Consider the following 18175-nt stretch of genomic DNA (forward strand, 5'->3'; position numbering starts at 1 on the left):
CACGGCCGACCCGGCTAATTTGTGGTTGTCGAGACTACAAACTGGGGTCGGCCGTGGCCGAAGAGGATTGTATGGCCCAGCTGGGTGGCTGGGGGGGGGATGGGGTGTCGCGATGGCGGCATGAGCAGCGTGGCCAGCAGCGTTGGCTGGTCGTGGAACTGGCTCCGCTGGACGGCGTGGTGCGCCATTGCTCGGGCTGTGGCGAGTCGGCGGCCACGATCCATGACCGCAGCGTACGTCGGATCCGTGATCTGCCGGTTTTCAACGATTCGGTGGAGCTGTGGGTGCCGCGGCTGCGGCTGGCGTGTACGAGCTGCGGACCCCGCCTGGAGCGCTTGGACTGGCTGGACCCGCATGCACGCGTGACCCGGCGGCTGGCCGAGAATGTGGCGCGACTGTGCACGGTGGCCTCGATCCTGCACGCGGCGCGCTGGTTCGGCCTGAACTGGAAGACGGTGAAGCAGATCGACTTCCGGCACCTGGAGCGGACGCTTGGGCCGGTCGAGCTGAGTGGCGTCTCCGTGATCGCCATGGATGAGTTCGCGATCCAGAAGGGCCATTGCTATGCGACGGTGGTGGTCGAGCCCGAGCGCAAACGGGTGCTGTGGGTCGGCCGTGGCCGTTCCCGCGCGGAGGTGCGGCCGTTCTTTGAACTGTTGGGTCCGGAAGGCTGCCAACGGCTGCGCGCCGTGGCGATGGACATGAACACCGCCTACGACCTGGAGGTGAAGCAGCATTGCCCCAACGCCGAGGTGGTCTACGACCTGTTCCACGTCGTGGCCAAGTACGGCCGCGAGGTCATCGACCGGGTGCGGGTGGACGAGGCCAACCGTCTGAGGGACGACAAACCGGCCCGCCGGGTGGTGAAGACGTCACGTTGGCTGCTGCTGCGCAACCGCGAGAACGTGCCCCCCGACCAGATGGTGAAGCTGGACGAGCTGCTGGCGGCGAACCGCGCCCTGCTGACCGTGTACCTGCTGAAGGACGACCTGAAACAGCTGTGGCGATACCGCAGCGAGGCGTGGGCACGGAAGTTCTGGACGAGCTGGAAACGCAGGGCCCTGCGCAGCGGATTGGAACCGTTGAAGGTGTTCGTCCGACGCCTGGAACCCTACTTGCCCGGCATCCTGGCCCATTGCCGCTGGCCGTTGGGTACCAACCTGGTCGAAGGCATCAACAACAAGATCAAGGTCATCAAGCGCATGGCCTACGGCTACCGCGATGACGCCTACTTCTTCCTGAAGATACGGGCCGCCTTCCCCGGACTTGGGTGAAGAACCAAAAGAAAGGGCCACCGTGACGGTGGCCCTTTTTCATACACGGCAGGAGAACGGCGTCAGTCGTCGGACGGCGCGGGCTCGACCACCCGCACGGTGCGCAGGGCTTCGGCCGATTGCTCCTCATCCATATCGGCCGGGTGGTGCTTCTGACGGGGCGGTACCTCGACGCCCTTCTTGCGCATGTCGTTGGCGTACCAGCGCACCGACTTTGCGGTGGCGGCGGCGCCCTCGATCTGCGCGTTGACCATCTCCGCGATGAGCGCGTGCGGGTGGCCCGCAGGGTCCACCAGGATCGCGCGGGCAAGCGCCCCGACGCCAAGTCCGCGCGGCTTCTTCTCGGCGGCTTCGGACGCCTCGGTGACCTCGGCCTTCGGCTCTGCGCGCTTCGCGGCCGCCTTCGGCTTCTTCGGCTGCCCGGGGGCGCTCAGGTCGTTGTTCTTTTCGGCCGCGATCTGCTCGATCCGCGCAACAAGCTTTGCCCGCGTCGCAAAGGTCTTGGGTCCTGCGGGCTTGTCGGCGATGCGGTTGTGCAGCGCGAGCAGTTCCTTTGTGGGCATCTCTTCCAGCTTCATGGCGCTCTCCTACATGTGGGTGGACACATAGGCATTAGGTCGCGATACGCTGGGTTCGGGAGCCCCCCCCCCTTTACGGACCTTTGGACGACGATCCGGTGCCCTTATGGCTGAGCAGATATACAACGTCTTTCTCTTCTTTGACGCCAAGGACCTATGCTCCGTGGCGGGCTATGCCACCCACCTACACGAAGGCTCAGACCAGGAAAGGATCGACTTCTTACGGCAGCGAGTCGACGCGGACCTCGCCCTTGCCCAAAAGGTTCCACTCTCAAGACCATTCACAAGGTCCGAGTACAACGCGAGGTGTCGAATTGGAGAGGGCCACCATCTTTACGATGAGTTGTTTGTGCAAACGGGTGCTGGCGCGGCCCCACTTTTCGTGTCGACGCCTGTTCTAGACGGGAAGACCCACTTCAATTACAGCTCCGAGCACGGGGATCTGGATGTGAACGAGGCTTCAGAGAAGTTGGGGGAACCCGGCGTCATGGTGGATTGGCTGCGAAAGTACGCCAGTGACGATGGAATCAACTTCTCCCAGCTCATCCACGATGACTACTTCTTGGCGATCAAGTTGACCTTCAACGCAGGCCTATATGTATCTGCGATGAAACTTCTTGTCTGCTGCATCGACAGCTTGGCGTACATCGAGTACGGAGACGACCGGGGAGCCTTCGTGAAATGGATGGAGGCTTATTGCGATCTAGCACCGCTGGGCATAACGGCCGCAGAGCTCTGGGGACTACGCAACGGCATACTTCACATGACGAACCTCAATTCCTCAAGTGTGCTGAAGGGCCAAGTCCGCCGAATATCTTTCCGGGTTGGAGATTCCCCGGAAATCCCGCGCGATGTTGGAGGCGTCTACTACTTTGACTTCCTCGGGCTCGTGCACGCTTTCGCTCAGGCCCAGGCTCGCTGGATCGAGAGCTACAACGATGACCGAGGCAAGTTCGCCAAGTTCGTGGAGCGGTACGACGAGACGATCTCGGATAGCAGAGTCGCAGTCGCGCACTTGGGTGACGGCGGGTTCGCAACAGCACCCTAACTTGCTGTAGGCGCGCGAGGGTCCGCAAGCGCATGAAAAAGAAGGGGATGCCGTGAAGACATCCCCTCCGAAACACGGCCGGGCCACCCGTTGCCCTCTGCGCACCTAACCAACCCGGCCGGGTTTGCTCGGGTCAGGCAGGGAGGAAGGCCAAGTGCGCCATCCCCGACCCCAGTGCATCCGCCCTGCGCTTGGTCTCGCGGTCGACGTACAGGTCCAGCGCGCGGCAGTAGGGCTGCCCGGCCAGGGCTGCGGCCTCGTCGAACTCCTCGGAGCCGACGGCCACGTCGTTGCGAGCGGCGGCGGCCTCCAGTTCGGGGAACGGATCGCACCTGTGCTGGATCGCCGCGACCAGGGCGGCTAGTGCCAGCATCGCCGGGTGGCTCGGCGGGTAGTGGGCGAGTCGGTCAGTCATCGCCGTAGTCCCCGATCAGGTCGTGGTCGATGTCCTGCTCGCGCATGGCGAGCTGGAGCGAGCCGAGGGGATTCGACTTGCCGGAGTTCCAGGCGCGGATGGCGACAAGGATGCCCTGGAGGCGCGCGTCGCCAAGCTTGATGTACTCCCGCACCTTCAGGAAGTCGTCCTGCCGCATCGCGGTCGCCAGCTCGGCCGGGCCGACCGGGCGGTCCTTGGTGGGCAGGCGGTCGATAAGGGACAGCACGGCGGAGGCCAGGGCCACGTTGCGCGTGCCAACGGCGAATTGGGCCATGTGGCCGAGCTCGGCGGGGCCGGCGTGCTGGAGCTGCTGGAGGTACTCGGTGCGCTTCGGGTCGCCCAGGGCCGCGCGGGCCAGGACCTTCGCCGGGGAGTCGTAGAACTGGCGCTGGCCGACCAGTTGCGCGTGCGGCGCGCCGGCCTCCTTCATGATCTTGTCCAGCTCGGCCTTGGAGTTGTCCTTGATCTCGCGGACGCTGGCGAGAGTCTCGTGCTCGGCGAAGCGCGCCACGTCGGCCATGCCGATGCCGGGGGCATTCTTCCAGCGCGCGGCGATCTGCTGCTTGCGGGCCGCGATGTCCTTGTTCAGCCGCTCGATCGCGGCGAGGGTGCGCTTGTGCAGCAGGTCCAGGGTCGAGGCCAGCTCGCCGATCTGCTGGGTGCTGAGGAGGGGGGTGTCGCTGAGTTCGATCTTCATTGCTCGTGTGCTCCGGTGGGTTGTGGTCCTCCGGTCGCCTGTCACGAGCGCATCCCCAGCCGTGGGGTGGTCTGCGCGCCAATGCGCTGACCGGATGCCTGCAATGTGTCGGGGTGCGCTGGGCGCGAATGCCATCGTTCTCCGGACGTGTTTCCCTCGGAGCTGCCTCCTTCGCTGCGGCTTGCGGTTCATGGGCTTGGGCTCGCCCCGCCCTCGAACACCGTGTTAGCCTTCCTGAACAATCACAGGGGGCGATGGAATGAAGGTCAAAATCAAGGATCTGAGCGTCAACATGGAGCTTGGCAATAACGGCGTCACGTTTGACGTGTACGACAACGACGAAACGTTCCTGGGTGACTTGCGCCTAGGTCGGGGCAAGGTCGAGTGGTGCAAGGGCAAGACCAAGTCCGGCAACGGCATCCAGGTGAATTGGAAGGAGCTTCTCGCGTTCTTCGACGACGTCGCAGCGAAGAAGGTTGAGAAAAAGGCGGCGAAGAAGGGCGCCAAGAAGGCTGCCAAGGTCGCCGCACCCAAGAAAGCGAGAGCCTAAGGCTCAATTTGGCTCAACCGCAGGAGTTAGTGCCCGCGGTTGACGCTGCCATGCTCGCGCCTGTCCTCGTACTCCAGTGACATGCGCTCCCACTCCGCAACGTCCAGCCGCGGCACCGGGCCGAGGCAGGTCATCTCGCTGCGCCGGGCCAAGGTGTCGCGCCCACCCATCGCCGCGACCGTGTCTGGCGCAGTCGATTGGATCGCGCCCAGCATCACCTCGATCTGCTCGGCCTTGGCGAGCGCCTCGGCGACAGTCAGCTTCTCACTCATCGTCTTCCTCCTGCGGCCGCGCCGCGTTGTACTTGGAGAGCAGCGCCACGAGCTGGGTGCGCTCGTCGGCGGGCATCGCCAGCAGGGCGTCGGCCGACAAGCCCGTGTCCTCGACCTTTACGCGCAGCCTGTCCGCCATCTGCTCGCCGTAGCGGAACTTCAGGAGGACCTCCAGGAGGCGGTCGCTGTGCTTGCGCACCGTGAGCGGCCTCTCCTCGCCGGTCTTAGGGTCTGCGGTGGTGGCGAGGCGTCCCTGGTGGATCACGGGCTCCTCATAGCCGATTGCCGCGCGCCTGTAGGCCTCGTCCAGGAGCGAGTCGAGGGCTACCTCGACCGCCTTCTCCCACCGGGTGCGGAACTCGATGTCGTTTGCCTTGTGGTAGAAGGCGGTCTGCCGGCTGATGCCAGCCGCGGCCGCGGCCTGCTTGGGCGAGCATGTGTCCTCCAGCACCTGGAAGAACAGCTCGCGCCGCTCGGGCGTGAAGGTGTTCGGGATGGACTGCACGTCGCCGTCTCCATGAAAAAGTGGCATACGTTGTGATGGTGTCGTGCTTACGCGCGCAGGCACGCCATCGTTCAATCAGTCGGATCAACGGCTTGGATGGCGTCGGCCATCTGATGCTCGATTAGATGGCGCGCGTCGGTGGGATCGCTTTGCCTGTTCGCCTCGCGCGCGAAGGACACGGCACGCACGGTTGGGCGCATCCGCCCACGCGCTTTCGATGATGTAGATGGGTTCGGTTTTCGATTGTCGGCCTGATTGTCACGTTCGTCGTCTATAGACTGACGAACGCCGTGACAATCGAATCCGCTAGTGACTTTCGCTTTGACAATCGGGTGGTCGAAAGTGACCTAAGTCCTTGCCGTGCTTAGATTGTCGCGCTGACGATCGAAACTGACTTTCGGCGACAATCTGATTGTCGCGGGGCGCGACAATCGAGCTCCGAAAGTCGCGCCCCGTGACAATCGAAAACGCGCGTTCACCCCTCCGTCCTGACCAGGATTCCGAGCCTCGGGTTGCGCGCGTCCATCGGCTCAAGCCACACCATGAAACCGTCGATCGTCGCCCTGGCGTTGCTGCGTCCGTCGGGCACGGCCTGCTCGATCTTGCGCCTCGCCGTCTTGTCCGAGACGCTGTCCCGCTCGCAGACGATCGCTGCCAGCTCCTTCAGCGGGATGCTGCCGCCGCGCTCGTTCGCCTCCTGGCGAGCCAGCTCCAGGATTGGATCCATGCCCCCGGCGAACTCACCCTCCATAACCTCCATCACGGTGGGGCGCAGCACCAGGGAGTCGCCGACCTTCTCCATGTTGAAGCGCATCGGAGACCCCCGCTCCGCGTCCTTCTGCTTCTTCACCTCGACCTTGATCGAGCGCCCATCGGTCGCGCGCTCCACCTCGACCGTGGTGTCCATCGCGCCAAGTAGCGCCGAGCTGCCGCGCATGCCTTTTCCCAGGTCCTTGCCCGAGTGGTGCACCACGACCACCGCGGCGCCTGTGGCGTTGCGCAGGAGCTTCATGCTCGCGATATAGCGCCCCATGTCCTTCGCCGAGTTCTCGTCGGCCCCCGCTGCCGTCTGGTTGAGGGTATCTATGACGATCAGGCTCAGCGGCCCCAGCTCGTCGGTCACGGCTTGGACAAACGCGCGCACACCGCCGTCCTTCTCGGCCGCGAGGTTCAGGTCGTCGCGCATGAGGTGCAGGTCGAACCTGCGGCCCTGGGCGCACCTGTCCACCTTCCAGGCGCGGAAGCGCTTGCCCAGGCCGGGCGCGCCCTCCGCGGCGATGTACAGGACGCCGCCGCGCTCGACCTGCCGTCCGTGCCAGTTCACGCCGCCCGCGATCGCCATCGACATGTCCACGGCGAGGAACGACTTGCCCGACTCGGGCGCGCCGTAGATGGCGGCGAGGCTGCCCTCGGTCAGCACACCGGGCACCAGCCACCTCGGCGGCGGCAGTGACTCCACTTCGTCCAGCGAAAGGAAGTTCCAGCGGCGGCGCTCCTCGCCCGGCTCGACCTCGTCCCACACGTCGAAGTCCTCTGCCGCGTCGGGCTGCGCGATGTCGGCCCCGACCTCGCTCAGGCGCCTGCGCAGCGTCGCGATGGTCACTGCGGCGTCGCGGTCGGTGTGCAGCGAATCCCAGCGGCGACCGACGATCCACTCGTGGTCCGAGAACTTCGGGTCGGAGGTGGACCAGTCGATGAACTCCTGACGGCCCGCGCCGTCGGTGGCGTGGTGGCATGCCATCATTAGCTCGCGCCACGCGTCGTGCTCGCGGAAGTCCGTCGGGTCTAGGTGCTCCAGCGACGCGGCGAGCTGCTCGGCGGTGATCTCACCTGCGCCCGTCACGCTCTTCCTCTCCGGCCTGCGCGCGGCTTCGATTAGCGGCGCGGGCAGCTCTGGCATGTCGGGCAGCGGGGGCGAGTCGGGCGCCCACCTGTAGGTGCCGCCGCTCGGGTGCACCGAGCCGGGCGCGACAACCTGGCGACCGAGCGACTTGAACTCGACGCCCTCGAAGCCCTCTACGCTGTCCAGTAGCACTGCGCCCGCAGGCTTGCGGAAGTAGAAGTGGTGGCCGGGATGGGACAGATTGCCGGTCAGGACGTGTGGCGCCGACGCGAGCGGCAGGTCGAAGGCGGCCGCCAACTCGGCCAGGCTGTCGCGCCCCGCGGGGAAGTTGCGCGGGTCCACGTCCACGACGACCACGTCTGCGGGCAGTCGCACACCCAGGTTTAGGCCATCGCGCCGCGCGCGCTCCAGTACCTCGCCCTGCTCGTAGACCCGTTCCTGCCAGCGCCTGTCGGCGGGCATCTTGTCGCGGCGGCGTAGGGGGATCAGGTCGAGGCGAACGCGGCGGTAGTCGGCCGCTGCCTCAAACGATGGCGTATCGGCGGGGCGCGGCTCGGCATCATTGACCCCGTGAGCTCTGGCAGGCTCCGTCTCCCGGTTGGTTGTACCCTTGCGCCCACGGTCTCGCACGCCGTGGGCGTTCTCGTTTTCGGCCATGGTCAGCCCTCCGCGTTGGCGGAACGGGCCGCCAGCATCGCGGTAGCGGCGCGCCGGACGCCTTCGCCCATCGGCTGGCCCCTCGCGTAGTCGCGCAGGTCGCCCATCCTGTAGCGGATCAGCTTCGGCCCGACGCGGGTGAACGCCGGGCCGCCGCCCTGGCAGCGGTACCACGCCAAGGTGCCGTACCGCAGGCGCAGGAAGGCCGCTGCCTCTTGGGCCGTCAGCAGCGAGTCGTCGGGGAGTGCGTGGAGCTCGGCAAGCTCCGCGGGAGAGAACTTCTTGGGTTCGTAGGCCATCTTCTGGACTCCGTGCAGGTGCGATCCCCACGCGGCGACATGCCGTGCGGGGACTGCCTGCTGTGCGTCGCAGAGATGGGCCCGTTTGCTCCCCTCAGTCGGCGGGGCGGGTCTCGGCTCATGTAGGCCACCGAAAGCCTGGCATCGGCGACTGGTGGCGCCGACGAGTCAAATAATGCCCGAGGTCTTCTCGCGCTTATACCAACACTTTGTCTGGGCTCCCCAGTGAGCCCGTGTCGTCCGGTTCGGCCCGGAGTGCTCGGTATCAGGCCGCGCTGCCCCGGACGCGACCTGGGCCGTCCGGGGAGTTGTGGATGCGCCCCATGCGTGGGGCGCATCCACCGGCAACATTACTTCTTCTTGCCACCAGTGGGCTTCCTATCGGGAGCCTGCGTCAGAACGGACCCGGCCAGCTTCTTCGCGGCCGTGGTGGAGGACTTCTGCTGGAGAACCTTGCCAGCCAGGCTGGACAGCTCCTTGGACGACTTTTCGTTCTTGCTCATTGCGGGCTACCTCGTGAGTTATGGGCTAATGGTCAATCTGCACATCTGAAACGCTGCTTCATTGGGCTGGCCGGAGATGACGTGGGGCACGAATGCCCCACGCCCTGCCCCGCATCAGTCGAACAAGTTCAACTGACCGGGATGCGACCGCCAGTGCTGGCACACGTGCTCAGTCCGGCCGAACCGGAATCGCGTGTATGCCCGCACGAAGACGGACCTCACCTCGGAAAGCCTGCCCATAGGCGCACCTCCAATTTGAGAATTGGAGGGCAGTTGTTGCCCACGACCCTCGACGGTAGAATGTCGAGTTGTCCTCACAAGACAGTCGTAGGTGGCGGGGTCGCCCTCGTTCACCTTCGCCATATGAACCCCGGGTCACCCCTCTGGCAGGAGGGTTGGCGCCGGGGTTTTTCTTTGGCCGCTCTCGCGCCCAAAAGAGCTCTGTCACCCAACTTGGGGCGTACGATACCACCAGTCCTCCGGCCGATCAAGACTTAAGGAGACTGGAAATCTGACAAATGAAAGAATCGATGCTAGACTGGCTCCGTCCCACATAAGGAGATCGGCCATGAACGACACCGATGCGAGCAGCAAGGGGAAGCGCGGCCCGGTCCACCGCAGCCCGTCATTCCCTTCCATTGACCTGAAGGCTGCGATCGAACGGGCGCGCACCTTCTACCAGCATGAAAAACGCCTCCCTGCCAACGTGGCGGTCGCTGCCAAGCACTGGGGTTACTCTCCCCAAAGTAGCGGCGGCAGGCTGGTTCTGGCCGCCCTGTTGGCCTTTGGCCTTATGGAGGATAAGGGGAGTGGCGACCAGCGCCAGGTCAAGCTGACCGACTTGGCGCTACGGATTCTTCTCGATGAGCGCCCTGGGTCTTTGGAGCGCCGCGAAGCCCTTCAGCGCGCCGCTTTCATGCCCAAGATCCACTCTGAGCTGTTCACGAAGTGGAGCGAGTCTCTTCCGTCAGATCCCAACCTGCGGCACTACCTGCTCATCGACAAGAAGTTCAATGAGAATAGCGTCGAGGACTTCATCAAGGAGCTTCGCTCAACCGCGGATTTTGCCGGCATATACGCTGCCTCATCTCCCGAGTCCGATTCTCTTGAGGAGAGGCAGGAGGAACTAGAGCCAGGGGAAGCATCCCAGACTGGAGTCGTGACAGCTGGTGTTACGGCACGCCCACTTGGGTCTCAACCCGGCACGCCGGCGATCTCACTGACTCCTGCAGTTCCTATTCCGGCGGCAAATGTGCGCCAAGACACATTCTCGCTTGATGAGGGCCTAGTGGTTCTTCAATGGCCCGCTCAGTTGAGCAAGACCAGTTTTGAGGACCTGAAGGATTGGATGGAGCTTCAGCTAAGAAAGATCAGCAGGAGCGTGCAGTCAGGTGATTGAGGTAAGGGCGCCACTTGGCGCCCTTCTTTTTACACTTCACGAAGGAAAAGATGCCTACAGACATGCGCCGGACCATGCGTCGGCGATGTTGTCCCGTCCCTCGAGGATTACGCTCTTTCCACCCGACACGAAGCGCCGGAATCCCGTGTATCCGCCGAACTCGTTCTTGGCGTTGACCCGGCCGCAGGCGACCACGCCGAACTCCTCGGTATAGTTGGCGCGCACGCCTTGGAACTGCGCCGCGTCCGGGTCCTTAAGCTCGCCCCGTACCGCGCGCTCGGCCGCCACGATGGTCTCGGCGCCGAACCACCTCTCCTGCTGTGCCTTCTTCTCCGCTGCTGACATGGGCCGCTCCGGCTCGGACCTCGACGCCTCTGGCTGCTGGACCTGCTTCCGCGGCGCCTCGGCCACTGCTGTAGGTGCGGCGGCGACAGCGGGCTCACTACGCGGCGCCAGCCTCGACCCGATCCAGGCCAGCGCCACCAGGACGACCAGAAGAACCCCTATCCGCCTCATGCTTCCCCCTGAGCCAGTGTCAGTAAGTAGTCCTTTTTGGACTACTCCAATACGGACTCTAGCGTGCGTTGACCAGCCTGTCAGCGTGCGATGGCCCAATCGACCCACAACCCCGACTACCAGCTACTGCTGACCGTCCTGAAGGCGGCCCGCAAGCGTGCTGGCGTGTCGCAGGTTGATCTGGCCGAGCGGCTGGGCAACACCCAGACGTTCGTGTCCAAGTGCGAGCGTGGGGAGCGGCGCATCGACGCTGTGGAGTTGGTCGAGTTTGCCGAGGCGCTCGGCGTACCGCCTCTCGGGCTGCTCACGGACTACCTGGAGCGGCGCGGCAGCACCTCATCGGCGAAATCGCGCAAAGGCAAAAAGTCTCACGGGCGCTGACGATCCGTGCTCGAACCGTGTTCGACCATATCCCTGAAAAACACTTAGGCCGCCCGAAGGCGGCCTAAGTGCTTGATATATATCTGGTGCCGGAAACAGGAGTCGAACCTGCGACCTACGCATTACGAATGCGCCGCTCTACCAACTGAGCTATTCCGGCGAAGACCGGCAATTGTAGGGATCGGCCCCGCGGGGGTCAATCGAGCAGCTGCAGCCGCAGCTCCTTGGGCAGCGCGAAGACCATGTCCTCGGGCTCGCCGTCCAGGTCGCGCACCTGCTTGGCGCCCAGCTCGTGCAGGCGCTCGATGACGCCGCGCACCAGCACCTCCGGTGCCGACGCGCCCGCGGTGATGCCGACGTGGCGCTTGCCTTCCACCCAAGCCGGATTGATCTCGGGCGCGCCGTCGATCAGGTGCGCCTCCACGCCCTCGCGCTCGGCCAGTTCGCGCAGGCGGTTGGAGTTGGAGCTGTTGACCGAGCCCACCACCAGCACCAGGTCGCAGGTCTTGGCCAGCTCGCGCACGGCATCCTGGCGGTTCTGGGTGGCGTAGCAGATATCGTCGTGGCGTGGCCCGACAATCGCCGGGAACTTGGCGCGCATCGCCTCGATCACCGCCTTGGTGTCGTCCACCGACAGCGTGGTCTGGGTGGTGAAGGCGATGTTCTCCGGCTGGTCGACCACCAGCGCCTGCACGTCGGCCACGTCTTCCACCAGGTAGATCTGGCCACGGCCCTGTTCGCGCTGCCACTGGCCCATGGTGCCTTCCACCTCGGGATGGCCTTCGTGACCGATCAGGATCACGTCGCGGCCGGCGCGGCAGTGGCGCGAGACCTCCAGGTGCACCTTGGTCACCAGCGGGCAGGTGGCGTCGAACACCTTCAGGCCGCGGCGGTCGGCCTCGGCGCGCACCGCCTTGGACACGCCATGCGCGCTGAAGATGACGGTGGCGCCATCGGGCACCTCGTCCAGCTCCTCGATGAAGATCGCGCCGCGGTGCTTGAGATCGTCCACCACGAAGCGGTTGTGCACCACCTCGTGGCGCACGTAGATCGGCGCGCCGAGCGTCTCGATGGCACGCTTGACGATCTCGATGGCGCGGTCGACGCCGGCGCAGAAACCGCGGGGATTGGCGAGCAGGACATCCATGGGATGATTTTACCCCCTGCGGCCCGGGTCGGTCTTGCCGCCCTGCCCGCCCAGCAGGCCGAACAGGGCGATGCCGATGGCACCGCCGACAATCGCCATGTCGGCCACGTTGAACGCCGGCCAGTAATGGTCCTGGTAATGCCACTGGATGAAGTCGACCACGTGGCCGTGCACCAGGCGATCGATGACGTTGCCGATGGCCCCGCCGATCACCAGCGAGTACGGCAGCGCCGACTTCCAGTCGCCGCGCGCGGTGCGGCTCAGCCACCAGCCCAGCATGCCGCTGATGCCGATGGCCAGCGCCGTGAAGAAGTACTTCTGCCAGCCGCCCGCGTCGCTCAGGAAGCTGAACGCGGCGCCGGTGTTGTAGGTGCGATACCAGTTCCAGAAGCCTTCGATCACCGGGATGGCGGTGTATTCCGGCAGGTCGGCCAGCACCCAGGCCTTGGTGGCCTGGTCCAGAACGATGACCAGCGCGGACAGCGCGAGCCACACCAGGGCGTTGGGCTTGGGACGGGAAGCGGTCAAGGGGTCATTCCGGTTGGTCGGGGGAAGTGGCGGCGGCTCAGAACCATCGACGGTCCTCGCCCTCGCCGTCCACGTTGTCCACGCAGCGGCCGCACAGCTGCGGGTGCGCGGCGACGCTGCCCACGTCGCTGCGATGGTGCCAGCAGCGCACGCACTTGGGCTTGGTCGTGGCGGTGGCTTCGACCACGATGTCCTTGGCGGCGTCGTCGGCGACCAGGCGCACGTCACCGCTGATGAACAGGAAGCGCAGCTCGCCCACCAGGGGCGCCAGCCAGTTCTGGTCGGCGACACCGCAACGCAGCCCGATCTCGGCCTCCAGTGCGGCGCCAATGGTGCCCGCGGCGCGCATCGGTTCCAGCGTCTTGCTGACCTGCTCACGCAGTGCGAGCAGGCGCTCGAATTCCTCGGCCGACAGTTCGGCATCGCCGGTCAGCGGCGCCAGGCCCTCGTACCACGTGGCGAACAGCACGTGCTCGTCGCGCTGGCCCGGCAGGTAGGCCCACATCTCCTGCGCGGTGAAGGTCAGGATCGGCGCCACCCAGCGCACCATCGCCTCGGCGATGCGGTACATCGCGCCCTGCGCCGAACGGCGGCCGCGCGAGTCTTCCTGCATGGTGTACAGGCGGTCCTTGGTCACGTCCAGGTACAGCGAGCCCAGGTCCACGCTGCAGAAGTTGGCCAGCGACTGCACGATTTCGGCGAAATCGTAGCGCTCGTAGGCCGCCTTGATCTTCTCCTGCAGCTCGAAGGCGCGGTGCACGATCCAGCGGTCCAGCGCGACCATGTCCTCCAGCGGCAGCAGGTGCTGCGTGGGGTCGAAGCCGTGCAGGTTGGCCAGCAGGAAGCGTGCGGTGTTGCGCAGACGGCGGTACACGTCGCCGCTGCGCTTGAGGATCTCGTCGCTCACCGCCATCTCGTAGCGGTAGTCGGTGGAGGCGATCCAAAGGCGCAGCACGTCGGCGCCCATCGCATCCACCACCTTCTGCGGCGCGATGACGTTGCCCAGCGACTTGGACATCTTGCGGCCGTCGGCATCCACGGTGAAGCCGTGCGTCAGCACCTGGCGGTACGGCGCCACGCCGTCCATCGCCACCGCGGTCAACAGCGAGCTGTGGAACCAGCCGCGGTGCTGGTCGGAGCCTTCCAGGTACAACTCGGCGGGCTTGTGCAGACCGTCCTGCGGACGCTGCGCCAGCACGCATTCGTGGGTCACGCCGGAGTCGAACCAGACGTCGAGGATGTCGGTGACCTTGTCGTACTGCGCGGCCTCGTCGCCCAGCAGTTGGGCGGCGTCGAGGTCGTACCACGCGTCCACGCCGGCCTGCTCCACGCGTTCGGCCACCTGGCGCATCAGTTCGGGCGAACGCGGATGCGGCAGGCCGGTCTCGCGGTGGATGAACAACGCAATCGGCACGCCCCAGGTGCGCTGGCGCGAGATGGTCCAGTCCGGGCGCCCTTCGATCATGCCGTAGATGCGCGCCTCGCCCCACTCCGGCACCCAGCCGACCTTGCCGATGGCGGCCAGCGCGTCGCGGCGCAGGTTGGCCTGGTCCATGGAGATGAACCACTGCGGCGTGGCGCGGAACACCACCGGCGTCTTGTGGCGCCAGCAGTGCGGGTAGCTGTGGTTGAGTTTGGCCAGCGCCAGCAGGTGGCCGTTGCCACGCAGCAGCTCGACGATGGCGTCGTTGGCCTTCCAGATGTGCAGGCCGGCCAGCTCCACGCCCTCGGCGGCGGGCGTGTTGGGCAGGTACACGCCGCGGCCATCGACCGGGTTCATCTGCGCGGCGGTGTAGCGCTCGATGATGTGGTACTTCTGGCTGACCACGAAGTCTTCCTGACCGTGGCCCGGCGCGGTGTGCACGGCGCCGGTGCCGTCCTCGGCCGACACGTGGTCGCCCAGGATCAGCGGGATGTCGCGCTCGGCGTAGAACGGGTGGCGAAGCAGTTCGCCCTCCAGCCCGCTGCCCATCGCGGTGCCGTGCACCACGACGTCCTCGACGCCATAACGCGCCAGCGACTTGATCGCCAGCGCCTCTGCCAGCACCAGCAGGCGACGGCCGCCATCGACACGCTTCGGGCCTTCGACCAGTGCGTATTCCAGTTCCGGGCCGATGCTCACCGCCAGGCTGGCCGGCAGCGTCCACGGCGTGGTGGTCCAGATCGGCACCGCCACTTCCACGCCTTCGTCCAGCGCCACGCCGAACATCGCGGCCAGCTTGGCCGGATCCTGCGCGCTGTAGGCCACGTCCACGGCCGGGGAGAGCTTGTCGGCGTATTCGATCTCGGCCTCGGCCAGCGCCGAGCCGCAGTCGAAGCACCAGTACACAGGCTTGGCGCCGCGCGCCAGGTGCCCGCGCTCCACGATCTTCGCCAGCGAGCGCAGCATGTCCGCCTCGAAGCGGAAATCCATGGTGCGATAGGGGTTGTCCCAGTCGCCCAGCACGCCCAGGCGCTTGAAGTCCTTGCGTTGCAGGTCGATCTGCTCGGCGGCGTACTCGCGGCACTTCTGCCGGAATTCGGCTGCGTTGAGCTTCTCGCCCACCTTGCCGAACTTCTTCTCGATGGCGATCTCGATCGGCAGGCCGTGGCAATCCCAGCCCGGCACGTACGGCGCGTCGTAGCCGTCCATCAGGCGCGATTTGACGATGATGTCCTTGAGCACCTTGTTGACCGCGTGGCCGATGTGGATCGCGCCGTTGGCGTACGGCGGGCCGTCGTGCAGCACGAAGCTGCGGTCGCGGCCCTTGGTCTTCTCGCGGACGCGCTGGTACAGGCCTTCCTGCTCCCACTGCGCCAGCGCGATCGGCTCGCGCCTGGGCAGGTCGCCGCGCATCGGGAAGTCGGTCGCCGGCAGGTGCAGCGTGCTCTTGTAGGGGTTGGCGTCAGCGGTCACGCGTAGGCTCGTTGTTGGTCTTGTGCGAGAAGGGCACGCGCCTGCACGGCGTCGTGTTGCATCTGCGCGGTCAGCGCCGCCAGATCGGAAAACTTTTCCTCGTCGCGCAGCTTGGCGACGAATTCGACTTCGATGCGGCGCCCGTACAGGTCGCCCGCGAAGTCGAACAGGTGGGCTTCCAGCAGCGGCTCCACGCCATCCACCGTGGGCCGGGTGCCGAAGCTGGACACCGACGGCCAGCCCGCAGCGGCCTTGGCCGCATCCACGCCCGGCAGGCCTTCCAGCCCATGCACGCGGGTGGCGTAGATGCCCTGCAGCGCGGGCACCTTGCCGGCGAAACGCAGGTTGGCGGTGGGGAAGCCCAGCGTGCGGCCGAGTTGCTTGCCGTGCACCACGCGTCCGCCGATGGCGTAGCGGCGGCCGAGCAGGCGCGAAACGCCTCCGAAGTCGCCTTCCACCAGCAGCGCCCGGATGCGCGAGGCGGACACGCGCTCACCTTCCACCATCACCGGCGCGATTTCGCCCGCGGTGAAACCGTGCTCGGCGCCCAGCGCCTGCAGCAGTGCCAGATTGCCATCGCGGCCCTTGCCGAAACCGAACTCCGGCCCGACCCAGACCTCGCGCGCACCGACGCGCTCCACCAGCACCTTGCGGATGAATTCCGCGCCCGGCAGTGCGGTCAGCGCGGCGTTGAAGCGCAGCAGGCCCACCTGGTCCACGCCCAGCCGGCACAGGCCTTCCACCTTGGCGTGCGGCAACAGCAGCCGCGGCGGCGGGGTGCCGCGGGAGAAGAATTCGCGGGGCAGCGGCTCGAAGGTCAGGGCCACCGCAGGTACGCCCCGCAGGCGTGCGCGGGCCACAGCGTGGCGCACCAGCGCCTGATGCCCCAGATGGAGGCCGTCGAATGCGCCGATGCAGACCACACTGCCGTGCGGGCACCTTGGCCCGCCCTCGACGTCACGAAACAGCCTGCTCATTTTCTCAAGTATAGCCGCCGCGCACCGGCTCAATGTCGCAGGTGCCGGGGCCGCAGGCCCATGGCCAGCAGCGTGGCACCGTAGGCCAGCGCACCGGCGCCCACCGCGACCAGCAACCAGATCCAACGCCACAGGATGGCCAGCCGGGTCCATTCACCCACCCACTCGCGCACCGCGAGCACCGCCACCGCCATCACCACCAGTCCCACGGCGATGCGCAGCAGCCAGGTGCCCCAGCCCGGGCCGGCGACATACAGGCCCTGGCGGCGCAGGTAGCGCCACAGCAGTGCGGCGTTCAACACGCCCGCCAGTGCGGTCGCGGCGGCAATGCCCACGTGGGCATAGGGCACGTCAGCGGCCCACAGCGGCGTCACCAGCGCAACCGTAAGCACCACGTTGACCACCACGGTGATCACCGCCGCGCGCATGGGCGTACGCGTGTCCTGGCGCGCGTAGAACGCCGGCAACAGCACCTTGCTGAGCATGAAGGTGGGGATGCCCACGCTCATCGCGGTCAATGCGTAGCCCACCATGCGGGTGTCCTCCACAGTGAACTCGCCGTAGCGGAACAAGGAAGCCGTCAGCGGTTCCGCCAGCAGCGCCAGCCCCAGCGCGGCGGGCGTGCCCACCAGCATCACCACGCGCAGGCCCCAGTCCAGCGAGCGCGAGTAGCCCTCGGTATCGGCGTCGGCGTGGTGCCGCGACAGCTGGGGCAGGATCACGGTGCCGATGGCCACGCCAAACAGCCCCAGGGGCAGCTCGGTCAGGCGGTCGGAGTAGTACAGCCACGCCTGTGCCGCCGGCACCAGCAGCGAGGCGAAGACCGTGCCGACCAGCAGGTTCACCTGCGCCACGGAGGAGGAGAAGATCGTCGGCAGCATCAGCTTGAAGACCCGTCGCACCCCTTCGTGGCGGAAGTTGAGGCGGAACCGGGGGCGCAACCCCAGCCGCCCCATGGCCGGCCACAGCACGAGCAATTGGGCGATGCCCGCGGCCAGCACGCCCCAGGCCAACGCCTTCTCGGGAACCTCCAGGTAGCCGGCCAGCCCCAGCATGGCGGCGATCACCATCAGGTTGTGCAGCACCGGCGCCAGCGCCGGCAGCCCGAACTGCTTGAAAGTGTTCAGCACCGCGCCGGCCAGCGCGGTCATCGAAATGAACACCAGGTAGGGGAAGGTGATCCTCAGCATTTCGGCGGCCAGTGGCACGGTGCCCGCCTCGTCGCTGGCAAACGCCAGGAACAGCTTCGCGATCCACGGAGCCAGCAGCATGCCCAGGCCACTGATCATCACCACCACGGCCAGCAGCGCGCCGGCGACATGGTCCAGGAAGTCCTGCAGTGCCTCTTTGTCGCCCTTCTGCTTGAGCTCGGAGAGCACCGGCACGAACGCCGAGGAAAACGAACCCTCCGCGAAGATGCGACGCAGGTAATTGGGGATCCGGTAGGCCACGACGAAGGCGCTGACTGCGGGGCCGGCGCCGAACATGCTGGCCTGGAGCCAGTCGCGCAGGTAGCCTGCCACCCTGGAAACCAGGGTCATGGCGCTGAAAACCGCCGTCGAGCGCAACATGCCCGACTGCCGACCCGGTCCCGGCGACTGCGGGACCGGCGAACCCCGGGACGAGTCGGTCGTTGGGGCCGGCCGGGCTTCGGTCTCCCGGGAATCGG

19 protein-coding genes and 1 tRNA gene are annotated in these 18175 nt (G+C 66.2%); 5 read left to right on the plus strand and 15 right to left on the minus strand.

What is annotated here, in order from left to right; genetic code table 11:
• Positions 1-53 precede the first annotated feature (53 nt).
• A complete protein-coding gene (locus tag IP93_RS07950; RefSeq protein ID WP_144814237.1) occupies positions 54-1274 on the plus strand; it encodes an ISL3 family transposase in 1221 nt (406 codons plus the stop codon).
• A gap of 62 nt (positions 1275-1336) precedes the next feature.
• Here IP93_RS07950 and IP93_RS07955 read toward each other — a convergent pair whose 3' ends face one another.
• The gene (locus IP93_RS07955) at positions 1337-1852 is read right to left on the minus strand and encodes a hypothetical protein (RefSeq protein ID WP_144814238.1); all 516 of its coding nucleotides are present in this window, start codon (positions 1850-1852) and stop codon (positions 1337-1339) included.
• A gap of 106 nt (positions 1853-1958) precedes the next feature.
• Here IP93_RS07955 and IP93_RS07960 point away from each other — a divergent pair, with 106 nt between their 5' ends.
• Positions 1959-2900, plus strand: coding sequence for a hypothetical protein (locus IP93_RS07960; RefSeq protein ID WP_144814240.1), 942 nt, complete (start codon positions 1959-1961; stop codon positions 2898-2900).
• Between the two features lie 133 nt (positions 2901-3033).
• Here IP93_RS07960 and IP93_RS07965 read toward each other — a convergent pair whose 3' ends face one another.
• Positions 3034-3315, minus strand: a complete 282-nt coding sequence (locus IP93_RS07965; RefSeq protein ID WP_242006805.1) for a hypothetical protein — start codon at positions 3313-3315, stop codon at positions 3034-3036.
• The gene (locus tag IP93_RS07970) at positions 3308-4033 is read right to left on the minus strand and encodes a hypothetical protein (protein WP_144814241.1); all 726 of its coding nucleotides are present in this window, start codon (positions 4031-4033) and stop codon (positions 3308-3310) included. Before IP93_RS07970 ends, IP93_RS07965 begins: the two co-directional genes overlap by 8 nt.
• Before the next feature lie 259 nt (positions 4034-4292).
• Between IP93_RS07970 and IP93_RS15770 the strand changes: the two genes are divergently transcribed.
• The gene (locus IP93_RS15770; RefSeq protein WP_199747158.1) at positions 4293-4583 is read left to right on the plus strand and encodes a hypothetical protein; all 291 of its coding nucleotides are present in this window, start codon (positions 4293-4295) and stop codon (positions 4581-4583) included.
• A 26-nt stretch (positions 4584-4609) separates the two neighbouring features.
• Here the strand turns inward: IP93_RS15770 and IP93_RS07980 are convergent, their stop codons facing one another.
• The 5 genes from IP93_RS07980 to IP93_RS15775 all read right to left on the minus strand — a co-directional run bounded on the left by IP93_RS07980 (position 4610) and on the right by IP93_RS15775 (position 8662).
• A complete protein-coding gene (locus IP93_RS07980; RefSeq protein ID WP_144814243.1) occupies positions 4610-4855 on the minus strand; it encodes a hypothetical protein in 246 nt (81 codons plus the stop codon).
• Complete coding sequence (locus IP93_RS07985; RefSeq protein ID WP_144814245.1) at positions 4848-5360, minus strand: hypothetical protein; 513 nt, start codon at positions 5358-5360, stop codon at positions 4848-4850. The genes IP93_RS07980 and IP93_RS07985 overlap by 8 nt, the downstream gene beginning before the upstream one ends.
• Positions 5361-5835: 475 nt before the next feature.
• Complete coding sequence (locus tag IP93_RS07990) at positions 5836-7860, minus strand: AAA family ATPase (protein ID WP_144814247.1); 2025 nt, start codon at positions 7858-7860, stop codon at positions 5836-5838.
• 2 nt (positions 7861-7862) lie between these two features.
• A complete protein-coding gene (locus IP93_RS07995) occupies positions 7863-8159 on the minus strand; it encodes a helix-turn-helix transcriptional regulator (RefSeq protein ID WP_144814248.1) in 297 nt (98 codons plus the stop codon).
• A gap of 350 nt (positions 8160-8509) precedes the next feature.
• The gene (locus IP93_RS15775; protein WP_199747160.1) at positions 8510-8662 is read right to left on the minus strand and encodes a hypothetical protein; all 153 of its coding nucleotides are present in this window, start codon (positions 8660-8662) and stop codon (positions 8510-8512) included.
• A 568-nt stretch (positions 8663-9230) separates the two neighbouring features.
• Here IP93_RS15775 and IP93_RS08000 point away from each other — a divergent pair.
• Positions 9231-10061, plus strand: coding sequence for a hypothetical protein (locus IP93_RS08000; RefSeq protein ID WP_144814250.1), 831 nt, complete (start codon positions 9231-9233; stop codon positions 10059-10061).
• 54 nt (positions 10062-10115) lie between these two features.
• Here IP93_RS08000 and IP93_RS08005 read toward each other — a convergent pair whose 3' ends face one another.
• Positions 10116-10406, minus strand: coding sequence for a hypothetical protein (locus IP93_RS08005; protein ID WP_144814252.1), 291 nt, complete (start codon positions 10404-10406; stop codon positions 10116-10118).
• A gap of 261 nt (positions 10407-10667) precedes the next feature.
• Here IP93_RS08005 and IP93_RS08010 point away from each other — a divergent pair, with 261 nt between their 5' ends.
• Positions 10668-10958, plus strand: a complete 291-nt coding sequence (locus IP93_RS08010; protein WP_144814254.1) for a helix-turn-helix domain-containing protein — start codon at positions 10668-10670, stop codon at positions 10956-10958.
• An 84-nt stretch (positions 10959-11042) separates the two neighbouring features.
• On the opposite strand, the gene IP93_RS08015 is transcribed toward IP93_RS08010, so the two are convergent.
• The 6 genes from IP93_RS08015 to murJ form a co-directional block, all read right to left on the minus strand.
• Positions 11043-11118 (minus strand) — tRNA-Thr (locus IP93_RS08015).
• Positions 11119-11154: 36 nt separating this feature from the next.
• Positions 11155-12105, minus strand: a complete 951-nt coding sequence (ispH, locus tag IP93_RS08020) for a 4-hydroxy-3-methylbut-2-enyl diphosphate reductase (protein ID WP_144814257.1) — start codon at positions 12103-12105, stop codon at positions 11155-11157.
• 9 nt (positions 12106-12114) lie between these two features.
• On the minus strand, positions 12115-12633 hold the full coding sequence (gene lspA, locus IP93_RS08025) for a signal peptidase II (RefSeq protein WP_144814260.1): 519 nt from the start codon (positions 12631-12633) through the stop codon (positions 12115-12117).
• A 37-nt stretch (positions 12634-12670) separates the two neighbouring features.
• Positions 12671-15469 carry an isoleucine--tRNA ligase gene (gene ileS, locus IP93_RS08030; protein WP_242006816.1) on the minus strand — a complete coding sequence of 933 codons (2799 nt, stop codon included), beginning with the start codon at positions 15467-15469 and terminating at the stop codon, positions 12671-12673.
• 56 nt (positions 15470-15525) lie between these two features.
• Positions 15526-16506, minus strand: a complete 981-nt coding sequence (locus IP93_RS08035) for a bifunctional riboflavin kinase/FAD synthetase (RefSeq protein WP_144814265.1) — start codon at positions 16504-16506, stop codon at positions 15526-15528.
• 29 nt (positions 16507-16535) lie between these two features.
• Positions 16536-18047, minus strand: a complete 1512-nt coding sequence (murJ, locus tag IP93_RS08040) for a murein biosynthesis integral membrane protein MurJ (protein ID WP_242006806.1) — start codon at positions 18045-18047, stop codon at positions 16536-16538.
• Between the last annotated feature and the right edge of the window lie 128 nt (positions 18048-18175).

The sequence above is a fragment of the Aerolutibacter ruishenii genome (genome assembly GCF_007830115.1).
GTDB lineage: Bacteria > Pseudomonadota > Gammaproteobacteria > Xanthomonadales > Xanthomonadaceae > Aerolutibacter > Aerolutibacter ruishenii.

Excerpts from the sequence above, each read along its gene's own strand:
- ileS (WP_242006816.1), bottom strand. The coding sequence starts at position 15,469 with ATGCGCGGCGACCTGCCCAGGCGCGAGCCGATCGCGCTGGCGCAGTGG.
- IP93_RS08010 (WP_144814254.1), top strand. The coding sequence starts at position 10,668 with ATGGCCCAATCGACCCACAACCCCGACTACCAGCTACTGCTGACCGTC.
- ispH (WP_144814257.1), bottom strand. The coding sequence starts at position 12,105 with ATGGATGTCCTGCTCGCCAATCCCCGCGGTTTCTGCGCCGGCGTCGAC.
- IP93_RS08035 (WP_144814265.1), bottom strand. The coding sequence starts at position 16,506 with ATGAGCAGGCTGTTTCGTGACGTCGAGGGCGGGCCAAGGTGCCCGCAC.
- IP93_RS07955 (WP_144814238.1), bottom strand. The coding sequence starts at position 1,852 with ATGAAGCTGGAAGAGATGCCCACAAAGGAACTGCTCGCGCTGCACAAC.
- IP93_RS07995 (WP_144814248.1), bottom strand. The coding sequence starts at position 8,159 with ATGGCCTACGAACCCAAGAAGTTCTCTCCCGCGGAGCTTGCCGAGCTC.
- IP93_RS08005 (WP_144814252.1), bottom strand. The coding sequence starts at position 10,406 with ATGTCAGCAGCGGAGAAGAAGGCACAGCAGGAGAGGTGGTTCGGCGCC.
- IP93_RS15775 (WP_199747160.1), bottom strand. The coding sequence starts at position 8,662 with ATGAGCAAGAACGAAAAGTCGTCCAAGGAGCTGTCCAGCCTGGCTGGC.
- IP93_RS07970 (WP_144814241.1), bottom strand. The coding sequence starts at position 4,033 with ATGAAGATCGAACTCAGCGACACCCCCCTCCTCAGCACCCAGCAGATC.
- IP93_RS07960 (WP_144814240.1), top strand. The coding sequence starts at position 1,959 with ATGGCTGAGCAGATATACAACGTCTTTCTCTTCTTTGACGCCAAGGAC.
- IP93_RS07990 (WP_144814247.1), bottom strand. The coding sequence starts at position 7,860 with ATGGCCGAAAACGAGAACGCCCACGGCGTGCGAGACCGTGGGCGCAAG.
- IP93_RS08000 (WP_144814250.1), top strand. The coding sequence starts at position 9,231 with ATGAACGACACCGATGCGAGCAGCAAGGGGAAGCGCGGCCCGGTCCAC.
- IP93_RS15770 (WP_199747158.1), top strand. The coding sequence starts at position 4,293 with ATGAAGGTCAAAATCAAGGATCTGAGCGTCAACATGGAGCTTGGCAAT.
- murJ (WP_242006806.1), bottom strand. The coding sequence starts at position 18,047 with ATGACCCTGGTTTCCAGGGTGGCAGGCTACCTGCGCGACTGGCTCCAG.
- IP93_RS07980 (WP_144814243.1), bottom strand. The coding sequence starts at position 4,855 with ATGAGTGAGAAGCTGACTGTCGCCGAGGCGCTCGCCAAGGCCGAGCAG.
- IP93_RS07965 (WP_242006805.1), bottom strand. The coding sequence starts at position 3,315 with ATGACTGACCGACTCGCCCACTACCCGCCGAGCCACCCGGCGATGCTG.